Here is a 10,366-nt window from a genome sequence, read left to right on the forward strand (position 1 = left end):
GTTATTAATGGTTATTTTTTGAATGTTAAATATGGTTTAGTAAGCTGGAAGGCGAAATAAAGAAGGATTTCGAAGCGATATGCTGAGTTTTAGCAAGCGCCGCTGCCGGACCAAACAACCGGTACTGTGATAATTTTACACATAGCGTGAAAATTCGTTATGGCCTTTAAAATCACTGTCTTGCCGTGGAAGCGTCGGCTTGCGGCAAGGTTACTTGCGTGTAGTGATCATTTCTGTACGTTCTTCTGTAGACTCTATTTATAAATTGAGATTTGGTACCGTTGTTTGCAATCTGACCAAGAAAGCACAGCGAGCATCTGCGGCCGTAGCAGCACCTTAACAGTCGGTCTTCTTAGCTGGTAAGGAAAGGAGTATCAATAAATGAAACGGATTAAAGGCTATTGCAACGTCTACTCTGATGATAGCCATCTATCAATAAGGCGCATCGCTTGCGGTGATAAACGGTTTTACTATCGCTATGCAAGTGGAAAGAAAGTCACAGGAGAGCGCGTGCTAAAGCGTATCAAAAAGCTTGTCATTCCTCCAAATTGGCGCGACACCTTTATAAGCCGTGACAGTAAAGCCAGCGTTCAAGCCGTCGGCTATGACGAAAAAGGGCGAAAACAATATATCTATCACGACAAATGGCACGAGCAGCAGCAAGTAGAAAAATTTGAGCGTTTGGTTGCCTTTGGTAATGCACTTCCTGAGTTCCGTGAGCATTGTCTTTCATTAATTTCGCAGCCAACATGGACGCAAGAAAGAGCTTGCGCGCTGGTGTGCCTGTTACTTGATTACACAGGTGCTAGAGTTGGCAACGCTCAATATAGCAAGGAAAATAATACATATGGGTTAACCACATTGCGGCGCAAACATGTACAAGCGCAGTGTGACGATAGCGTTGAACTTGCGTACATTGGAAAGCACGGCAAACCAAGAACACTGAAAGTAAACGACCCTGAGCTTGCTTCATTAGTTTGTGACTGTGCGCAACAACAAGGTTACTGTTTATTTCGTTATCAAGATGAGAATAAACAATGGCACGACGTAATGAGCGAAGACGTTAATGCATTCATCCACAAAGAACTAAGTGAACAGTTCAGTTGTAAAGACTTTCGAACGTGGGCATCAAGTCGATTTGCACTAACAAACCTGCCCAGTGTGTATGAACAGATAGCAAACTCCAGAACCAAGAAATGGGAGAGTACGTTAAGTAAGTGTGTTGCAGCAGAACTAGGCAATACTCCCACCGTTTGCAGGAAATATTATATTCATCCGAAACTATTTACTGTGAAAAATGACGAAAAGGCGTGTGAGAAGCTAATTAATCGGGTTCGCTCGCTACATAGTGAAGATTGTACGCAACTTACCCATTTACTGCCTGTAGAAAAGCTTCTTTTGGATGTTATTTCGTCTGAGTGCGCGTAACAAAGTATTTTTAATGAAAATGTTTTAGCTGATAGTAAAGTTGCTGTTTTTAGCGACTTTTCAGCTAAAGTTAAATTGTTTCATAAATGACTTGGTGTTTTTAAATTGATGAATATTAATGGTAATTTTAAATTTTGTTAGCGTAATATGCTGTGAAACATGGTTGGTGCTAATTTAAACATAAGTGCCAGCTAAACGATGTTGTTTAAAAATTACACTTGAAATTTTCTGTCAGATCCTTATATTGTTAGAGCTCTAATGATTATTGTTCGATTTAATTATTTGCTTTTGAATTTGAATTAGCAAAGGTTAAATGGCGTTTTCATTTACGAGTTTTCGAAGAGCAATAGAGGAAATAACGAACGTTATGCCAATGGAAAGTTACCTATCACTAGCGGTGTATTTTATAGCGATGTTAGGGATAGGGTTGTTTGCTTACCGACAATCTACCAGTGATATTTCTGGTTATATTTTGGGAGGGCGACAAGTTAGCCCTCAAGTAACCGCACTGTCTGCGGGTGCGTCTGACATGTCTGGTTGGATGCTAATGGGCTTACCAGGTGCAATGTACTTAACCGGTTTCGATGCGGTTTATATTGCAATAGGGTTGGTTGCAGGTGCGTTGGCCAATTATTTACTAGTAGCACCAAAACTTCGCGTTTATACCGAAGTTGCCAACGACTCGCTTACTGTGCCTGAGTTTTTTGCCAAGCGTTTTGATACGCCTAACTCAAGCTTACGCATTGTTTCAGCGGTGATTATCGTACTGTTTTTCACGCTATACACCTCTGCCGGGTTAGTTGCAGGTGGTAAGTTGTTTGAAAGCGCGTTTTCAGTCGATTATCAGTTAGGCTTATTTATCACGCTGGGTGTAGTGGTGTCTTATACGCTACTTGGTGGTTTCTTGGCAGTAAGCCTTACGGACTTTGTACAAGGGTGCATTATGTTCGTGGCGCTGGTACTGGTTCCAATTGTCGCGTTTACCGAGTTCGATAGCGTGTCGCAAATGACAAGCGCCGCTTATCAATCTGTACCCAATTTTTCTGAATCGTTAGAAACGCTAACGATTGTAGGGTTGCTATCGAGTTTAGGTTGGGGCTTAGGTTACTTTGGACAGCCGCACATTATTGTTCGCTTTATGGCAATTCGTTCTGTTAATGCCATTGGCACAGCGCGAAATATTGGTATGTCGTGGATGTTAGTGACCATCATTGGTGCACTGGCAACAGGATTCGTAGGCATTGCTTATGCCAATCAGTTTGGTCTTGCTGTCGACGACCCTGAGACGATATTTATTATTTTCTCACAATTGCTGTTCCACCCACTTATCAGTGGATTTTTAATGGCCGCTATTTTAGCCGCTATTATGAGTACAATTTCGTCGCAACTGCTGGTTAGCGCAAGTTCGTTAACCGAAGACATTTACCGCGTAATGGTAAATAAAAAGTCTTCAACCAAGGCGCTGAGTGAAAAGCAAACGGTAACAATTGGCCGTTATGGTGTAGCAGGTGTAGCTGTGGTTGCATTGTTATTAGCCATGGATGCGTCGAACACAATTTTATCTTTAGTAAGTAATGCTTGGGCTGGTTTTGGTGCAGCATTTGGTCCGTTAGTACTGTTTTGTCTGTATAAAAAGGACCTTACAGCGAAAGCGGCAATGGCGGGCATGATCAGCGGTGCGGTAACCGTATTGTTCTGGATTTATGCGCCCGTTTTAGCTGACGGTAAAACGTTAAGCAGCGTTATTTATGAAATTATTCCAGGGTTTGCGGTAAGTACGTTAACGCTTTATGTGGTAAGTCGCTTTAGCGAAAACCCATCGTCAAACGTACAAGCAACATTCGCGCAAGCCAGTGAAGAATTAGCAAATCAACAATCTTAAGGTTAAAAAGTTTATTATGAGTCATCCAAATTGGAAACGCGTAGTCATCAAAGTGGGTAGTGCATTGATATCGCCCAACCAACAAGGTTGTAGCAGTCATTACCTTTTGAGCATTGCGCAATTTATCGTGCGATGCAGAGCCAACGGTACACAAGTTGTACTCGTGTCTTCTGGTTCTGTCGCAGCGGGCGCGCACCTGTTTCCAGAGCAAGAAAAGTCAGATATTGCAGTTAAAAAAGCAATGGCAGCAGCGGGTCAAACCGAAATGATTGCCACGTGGGACAGACTGTTTGATTTTCCGTCTGCTCAGATGCTTTTAACGCATGCTGATTTACGAGACAGAGAGCGTTACGTAAGTATCCGTGAAACGATATTCAGCTTGTTGGACAACAATATCCTGCCTATCGTTAACGAAAACGACACCGTTACCACCGACAAATTGAAAGTGGGTGATAACGATAATTTATCGGCCATGGTGGCGTCGGCAGCTGAAGCAGATGCACTTATCATCTGTTCAGACATTGATGGGTTGTACGATAAGAACCCGCATGAACACGACGACGCACAATTGCTTAAATCAGTTAATACCATTGATCAAAGCATTTATGACATGGCTGGCGGTGCGGTAAAAGGCGGTGTAGGCACCGGTGGTATGCGCACTAAAATTGAAGCGGCCGAAAAAGCCGTTTCGCATGGTATAGATACATATATTATTAACGGCTTTACTGAACTGTCGTTTAATATGCTGCTAGCAGGTGAAAACCCAGGCACGCATTTCAAACCTCACGCCAAGCCAATGCAAGAGAATGTGCATTGGATGCGCCATACGTCAAACGCGCAGGGCGAGGTGATAGTAGAAGGGGACTTTGACGCCTCTTTAGCTGGCGACGCAGAGCAACTGACTAGTAGCGAAATTATTGACGTGAAAGGTGAGTTCTCGGTAGGCGACACCATTCTAGTACGTAAAGAAGACGGTACTAAACTGGTAAAAGCCAAGTCGAATTACAGTAGCTGTTTATTGAATTTCATTGCGAATCAGGAAAACGAAGAATTCGCCCATGAGTTTGAGGAAAAGACTGGGCCAATTATTTCTGATCAGCACATAGCAAATCTGGAGAAAGAATGAGCATTATTACAGAGTTAGCACAACAGGCAAAAAAAGCTGCACGTACACTGGCTATTTTAAGCGAAAGCCAGAAAAACGCGGTGTTAACTGATATGGCCGCGGCAATTCGTGCAAACAAAAGCAAAATTATTGAAGTAAACGAAAAGGAAGTCGCGCGCGCCAAAGAGAATAACTTAGACGCAGCGATGGTTGACCGCTTAATCCTAAACGATGAGCGTATTGAAGCCATGGCTGAAGGCATCGAAGTTATTGTTGAACTTGACGATCCTGTGGGTAAAGAGCGCGTTATCGGTACACGTCCAAACGGTATTGAGATTAAGAAAATGCGTATACCGCTTGGTGTTGTGTGCATGATCTATGAAGCACGACCTAATGTTACTGCCGACGCAGGCGCGCTGTGCTTTAAATCGGGTAACGCAGTGATATTACGTGGTGGTAAAGAAGCACTAGATACGAGTTTAGCCATTGCTGAGCTTATGCAAGAAGTGCTGGAGAAGCACAATTTACCAAAAGCGCTGGTAACGGTAGTTCCGAACCCAGACCGTGCATTAATGCAAGAGCTAATGGAGCAGCGTGATTACATTGACGTAATTATTCCTCGTGGTGGTGAAGGCCTAATCAACTACGTGACTGACAACGCCAAGGTGCCGGTAATCCAGCACTTTAAAGGTGTGTGTCACCTTTACGTAGACAAAGATGCCAATTTAGATAAAGCCATGGCGCTACTTCTAAATGGTAAAACTCAGCGTACTGGCGTGTGTAATGCCTTAGAAGGCTTAGTTGTACACCAAGCTGTTGCGGGTGATTTTTTGCCTAAAGTGGCCGATGCATTCAAAGAAAAGGGTGTTAAGGTTCACGTAAACGAAAAAGGCAGCCAATATTTTGATGGTGCTGATGTTATTTCTGAAGACGCGTACGGTGAAGAGTATCTTGGCCTTGAAATCGCTATTCGTGTAGTTGACGATTTCGACGCTGCGGTTGACCACATTGCGCAGTTTGGTAGTAACCACACTGAAGTAATTTGTACGGAAGATGCTGAAAAAGGCAAGTTATTCCAACGTGCAGTTGATGCAAGTGTAGTAATGGTTAATGCGTCTTCACGTTTTTCTGACGGTAGTCAACTTGGATTGGGTGCAGAAATTGGTATTGCAACCACTAAGCTACATGCTTATGGTCCAATGGGCTTGGAGTCGTTGACTTCAGAGAAATATTTAGTGAATGGCGAAGGCCAAATTCGCGACTAATAAAAAGATGTTTTAACTGGTCGGCATTGTGCCACGAGTTTACATGCTTCATAATTAAAAGCGCTGACATTCGTCGGCGCTTTTTTTCGCCTATTCAAATATTTACCCTCGGAGTACAGACGGAGCTTACATGGAGATTGTGATAGACCCCGCGCAGTTATGGCATCAATTTATAAGTTTTGCCAATGATTATAAACTGCTGACATCTCTAGTACTTTTAATTGTACTGCTCTTTATTAAAAAGGGTGTGTTGCGCCTTATCAGGCGCATTAGTTCTCATCGTGGCGAAGACCGCCGAAACCAAATTAATATTCTAGAGCAGTTGGGCAATGCCTTTATCATTATTGTGCTAATGGTGGTGTGGAGCTCTGAAATCCAAACACTGGCAATCTCCATTGCTGCCTTTATGGTGGCCATTGTGTTGGCAACCCGCGAGTTTATTCAGTGCTTTATGGGGTTCATTTACTACCTGGGCGCAAGGCCATTCAGGGTAGGTGACTGGATCCAAATGAACAACATCATTGGTGAAGTAGTAGAGATGGACTGGGCGAAAACGGCACTTTTAGAAGTAGACCCTGAAAGCTTTAACTACACGGGTAAACACGTGTACGTGCCTAACAGTCAGCTAGTGACCCAAACCGTACGAAATCTTAACTTTATGCGTCGCTACCGTTTGCATTCATTTGAAATAGTGAACGAGCCTTCTGTTAACGCCTATAGTTTGCTTCCAGCGTTTCATGCCAGGGCACAGGCACATTGTGAATATTTTCGCGATGTAGCAGAGCGCTACAAAGGCTTAATTGAACGTCACTTAGAGCAAGAGTTTATTCGCATCGACCCTGAGGTTGAGATTAAAACCAATGAACTTGCCAAAGTGGTGGTAAAGGTAAGCTTGTTTTGCCCTACAGCCGAAGCTCATGAGTTAGAGCACAAAATGTGCTCAGACTGGTTAAGTCTGTGGTTCAAAGCGCAAAAAGAAGAGCAGCGCCAGCTTCATGCACAGCACAGCGATTCCTCTTCAGTGCAAAACCAAACTAAAGCAATGCCCGAAGCACAGACAACTACTAGCGGTGCGCTATAGCGTTTATTCCAAGCACGTCCATTCTCGGTGGCTGGTAAAGTGGCCTTGTAAAAAGGCCATTTGGTCAGCCAAAATTCGCCTGTTCATTAAATAAAAACGCTCGTACACATTTGGCCTAAACGGAACCGCGAGTAGGGGCATGTTGGCTTCTTCTGGCGTTTTCGCACCTTTCGCGTGATTGCATCGCTGGCAAGCAGTGGCAACGTTCGTCCAACTGTCTTTTCCGCCGCGAGAGCGGGGGATAATGTGGTCTCGGGTAAGCTGCTTTGGCGTAAATTTATTGCCGCAGTACATACACAGGTAGCTATCGCGCCTAAACAGATAGCGATTAGTAAGGGCAACTTTGCCAGATAAATCTGTTACCTTGCCGTCGCACGCGATAATACTAGACAGGGTAAGCTGACTTTGCAGCCCTTCGTGATTCCAGCCTCCCTTAAGCGTAATAGCATCGCTACCTAGCTCAAATAGCACCTTATCTTGACTGTAAAGCTTTGCGGCTTGTTCAACATCTATCCACTCTTGTGGCATGCCTGCTTTATTAAGTCGAAGTACCAACATGGTTATCTCCTTTAGCACACTAATATTAGACGTTCTTGTTGTGGTTAATCACTTCTGCGCATTGGTAGCACGTGATGTTTATTTAAGTTCTTACTTTGTTCGCTTTTTGTTCTAGCATACGCTGTTTTGTGTCAGTATGATGAAAATATAGTCAATAATTGAAATTTCACAGATATTTCATATAGTCATGGTGCTATAGGTGGTAGCGGTTAATGACCAAATAACACGACAAATTCCGCGCGGGGCTGCATTTGACCATGGTATTAACGCTACTTCATGGCTATACTATGCGCCGCGTTTAAAAGCGATAAAATAAAGATTGAAATTAAAGGACAAATAGTGACTCCTATTACTAAATCATTTCAGTATGGACAGCATACTGTAACTCTAGAGACGGGTGTAATTGCTCGTCAGGCAACAGCTGCGGTTCTTGCGAGCATGGACGACACGTCTGTACTGGTAACAGTAGTTGGTAAAAAAGAAGCCAAGCCAGATCAAGACTTCTTCCCTCTAACAGTAAACTACCAAGAAAAAGCATATGCTGCGGGTAAAATCCCAGGTGGTTTCTTCAAGCGTGAAGGTCGTCCATCTGAAGGCGAAACATTGACTGCGCGTCTTATCGACCGTCCAATTCGCCCATTATTCCCAGAAGGCTTCAAAAACGAAGTACAAGTTGTTGTTACTGTAATGTCTGCTAACCCAGATATCCCTACAGACATCATCTCTATGATTGGTACTTCTGCAGCGCTTGCTATCTCAGGTATTCCTTTCAACGGCCCAATTGGTGCGGCTCGTGTTGGTTATAGCAACGGCGAATACATTCTAAATACACGCGCAGAAGAGCAAGCTGAAAGCCAGCTTGACCTTGTTGTTGCGGGTACTGAAGGTGCAGTACTTATGGTTGAATCAGAAGCTGACGTGCTTTCTGAAGATACTATGCTAGGTGCGGTAATGTTCGGTCACGAGCAACTTCAAACTGTGGTTAGCGCAGTTAATGAATTTGCTGCTGAAGTTGGCACTGAGAAGTGGGACTGGGCACCAGAAGCAGAAAACACTGCACTTAAAGACAAAGTTAAAGCACTAGCTGAAGCTGAAATGACAGCGGCTTACCAGATTTCTGACAAGTTAGAGCGTAAAGACGCGGTAACTGCAGCAACTGACAAAGCACTAGAAGCAATCCTTGCTGAAGACGAAGCTCAAGACAAGAAAGAAGTACTAGACCTTCTTCACGAACTTGAGTCTGACGTAGTACGTTCACGCATCCTTTCTGGCGCGCCACGTATCGACGGTCGTGAGCCTGCAATGATTCGTGCTCTAGACGTAGCAACAGGCATTCTTCCTCGTACTCACGGTTCTGCACTATTCACCCGTGGTGAAACGCAGGCAATTGTTGCTGCTACTTTAGGTACAGAGCGTGATGCACAGATGATTGACGAGCTTCAAGGCAAGCGCGACAGCCGTTTCATGCTTCACTACAACTTCCCTCCATACTGTGTTGGTGAAACCGGTATGATTGGTTCGCCTAAGCGTCGTGAAATTGGTCACGGTCGTCTAGCGAAGCGTGGTATTCAAGCAGTAATGCCAAGTGAAGAAGAATTCCCGTACGTAGTACGTGTGGTTTCTGAAATCACAGAATCAAACGGTTCATCTTCAATGGCGTCGGTATGTGGTACTTCACTAGCGCTTATGGATGCAGGTGTTCCAATTAAAGCGTCTGTTGCGGGTATCGCAATGGGCCTAGTTAAGAGTGATGACAACTTTGTTGTACTTTCAGACATCCTTGGTGACGAAGATCACCTTGGCGATATGGACTTTAAAGTAGCAGGTACTACCGACGGTATTACTGCACTTCAAATGGACATTAAGATTGAAGGTATTACTAAAGAAATCATGCAAATTGCGCTTAAACAAGCAAAAGAAGCACGTTTGCACATTCTTAACGTAATGGACGAAGCGATTGGCGGTCACCGTGAAGAGCTAAGTGAATTTGCTCCACGCATTTACACAATGAAGATTGACCAAGACAAGATTCGTGACGTTATCGGTAAAGGCGGCGCAATGATCCGTCAAATTACTGAAGAGTCTGACACTAATATCGAGATTGAAGACGACGGTACTATCAAAATCTTCGCGACAGAGCGTGCGAAAGCAGACATCGCTATTGGCAAGATTGAGCAAGTAACGGCTGAAATTGAAGTTGGTAAGACTTACAACGGTAAGATTACACGTATTGTAGACTTCGGTGCGTTCGTAGAAGTACTTCCAGGTAAAGAAGGTCTTGTTCACATTTCACAAATCGCTCACGAGCGTGTGAACAAGGTTACTGACTACCTTAAAGAAGGTGAAATGGTTGACGTTAAGGTTATGGAAATCGACCGCCAGAACCGTGTACGTTTAAGCATTAAAGAGCTTCTAGAAAAGCCTGCGCCTAAGTCTGACGACGCAGAGTAATAGCAATTAGGTTTTAAACCTAGTTAGTTATGTTTAAGTAAAAAGGGAGCTTGGCTCCCTTTTTTCGTTTTAGGGTTTAAAGAAGTCAACGGGTTGGGTTTTACCCGTTAATCCACACATTTAAGCCACACATTCAAACCATAACGAAAAAGCGCTATTTTAGAGGTATTAAACTATGGATAAGCAAACGCAAACCGAAGTAGAAGCAGCGGTATTCCGCCGCTTAGTAGAACACTTAGACGCAAATAAAGACGTTCAGAACATCGACCTGATGATTTTGGCGGATTTCTGCCGTAACTGCTTAGCAAAATGGTATTCGGCCGCTGCAAGCGAGCAGGGCGCTGATATCGACTATGAAGCCGCACGCGAAGTGGTATACAAAATGCCGTATTCAGAGTGGAAAGAGAAGCACCAGCTTCCGGCGACTGACGAGCAGTTGGAGAAGTTGGCTGCTAGGCAGAAGAAGTAGTTTTTAGATAAGACGAAATTTATTTTTGTGTTTTGAAGCCAGCTTATGCTGGCTTTTTTGTTTGCCCAGCGAAGCTGGCAAACCCGTCAGGTTGAAAGAAACCTGAATCACCCTGACTGAGGGGAAG

The 10,366-nt window shown here is 43.9% G+C and carries 8 protein-coding genes; 7 read left to right on the top strand and 1 reads right to left on the bottom strand.

Features of this window, described 5'->3' with window-relative positions:
- Positions 1 to 381 precede the first annotated feature (381 nt).
- From NO989_RS12545 to NO989_RS12565, 5 genes are all read left to right on the top strand, one after another.
- On the top strand, positions 382 to 1,428 hold the full coding sequence (locus NO989_RS12545) for a DNA topoisomerase IB (protein WP_371342676.1): 1,047 nt from the start codon (positions 382 to 384) through the stop codon (positions 1,426 to 1,428).
- A 367-nt stretch (positions 1,429 to 1,795) separates the two neighbouring features.
- Positions 1,796 to 3,310, top strand: coding sequence for a sodium/proline symporter PutP (gene putP, locus NO989_RS12550; protein WP_239220228.1), 1,515 nt, complete (start codon positions 1,796 to 1,798; stop codon positions 3,308 to 3,310).
- A 16-nt stretch (positions 3,311 to 3,326) separates the two neighbouring features.
- Positions 3,327 to 4,436: a glutamate 5-kinase gene (gene proB, locus NO989_RS12555; protein ID WP_014949381.1), complete on the top strand. Its 1,110-nt coding sequence runs from the start codon at positions 3,327 to 3,329 to the stop codon at positions 4,434 to 4,436.
- The gene (locus tag NO989_RS12560; protein ID WP_371342677.1) at positions 4,433 to 5,680 is read left to right on the top strand and encodes a glutamate-5-semialdehyde dehydrogenase; all 1,248 of its coding nucleotides are present in this window, start codon (positions 4,433 to 4,435) and stop codon (positions 5,678 to 5,680) included. The genes proB and NO989_RS12560 overlap by 4 nt, the downstream gene beginning before the upstream one ends.
- A 130-nt stretch (positions 5,681 to 5,810) precedes the next feature.
- The gene (locus NO989_RS12565) at positions 5,811 to 6,761 is read left to right on the top strand and encodes a mechanosensitive ion channel family protein (RefSeq protein WP_371342678.1); all 951 of its coding nucleotides are present in this window, start codon (positions 5,811 to 5,813) and stop codon (positions 6,759 to 6,761) included.
- A gap of 3 nt (positions 6,762 to 6,764) precedes the next feature.
- On the opposite strand, the gene NO989_RS12570 is transcribed toward NO989_RS12565, so the two are convergent.
- Positions 6,765 to 7,319, bottom strand: coding sequence for an HNH endonuclease (locus NO989_RS12570; RefSeq protein WP_014949384.1), 555 nt, complete (start codon positions 7,317 to 7,319; stop codon positions 6,765 to 6,767).
- A 339-nt stretch (positions 7,320 to 7,658) separates the two neighbouring features.
- Here NO989_RS12570 and pnp point away from each other — a divergent pair, with 339 nt between their 5' ends.
- Both pnp and NO989_RS12580 read left to right on the top strand, forming a co-directional pair.
- Positions 7,659 to 9,770: a polyribonucleotide nucleotidyltransferase gene (pnp, locus tag NO989_RS12575; protein WP_371342679.1), complete on the top strand. Its 2,112-nt coding sequence runs from the start codon at positions 7,659 to 7,661 to the stop codon at positions 9,768 to 9,770.
- A gap of 175 nt (positions 9,771 to 9,945) precedes the next feature.
- On the top strand, positions 9,946 to 10,239 hold the full coding sequence (locus tag NO989_RS12580) for a DUF1244 domain-containing protein (RefSeq protein WP_061485818.1): 294 nt from the start codon (positions 9,946 to 9,948) through the stop codon (positions 10,237 to 10,239).
- Positions 10,240 to 10,366: the final 127 nt, after the last annotated feature.

The organism is Alteromonas sp. DY56-G5, assembly GCF_041414725.1.
GTDB classification, from domain to species: Bacteria; Pseudomonadota; Gammaproteobacteria; order Enterobacterales; family Alteromonadaceae; genus Alteromonas; species Alteromonas macleodii.

Excerpts from the sequence above, each read along its gene's own strand:
- NO989_RS12580 (WP_061485818.1), top strand. The coding sequence starts at position 9,946 with ATGGATAAGCAAACGCAAACCGAAGTAGAAGCAGCGGTATTCCGCCGC.
- NO989_RS12545 (WP_371342676.1), top strand. The coding sequence starts at position 382 with ATGAAACGGATTAAAGGCTATTGCAACGTCTACTCTGATGATAGCCAT.
- proB (WP_014949381.1), top strand. The coding sequence starts at position 3,327 with ATGAGTCATCCAAATTGGAAACGCGTAGTCATCAAAGTGGGTAGTGCA.
- NO989_RS12560 (WP_371342677.1), top strand. The coding sequence starts at position 4,433 with ATGAGCATTATTACAGAGTTAGCACAACAGGCAAAAAAAGCTGCACGT.
- putP (WP_239220228.1), top strand. The coding sequence starts at position 1,796 with ATGCCAATGGAAAGTTACCTATCACTAGCGGTGTATTTTATAGCGATG.
- NO989_RS12565 (WP_371342678.1), top strand. The coding sequence starts at position 5,811 with ATGGAGATTGTGATAGACCCCGCGCAGTTATGGCATCAATTTATAAGT.
- NO989_RS12570 (WP_014949384.1), bottom strand. The coding sequence starts at position 7,319 with ATGTTGGTACTTCGACTTAATAAAGCAGGCATGCCACAAGAGTGGATA.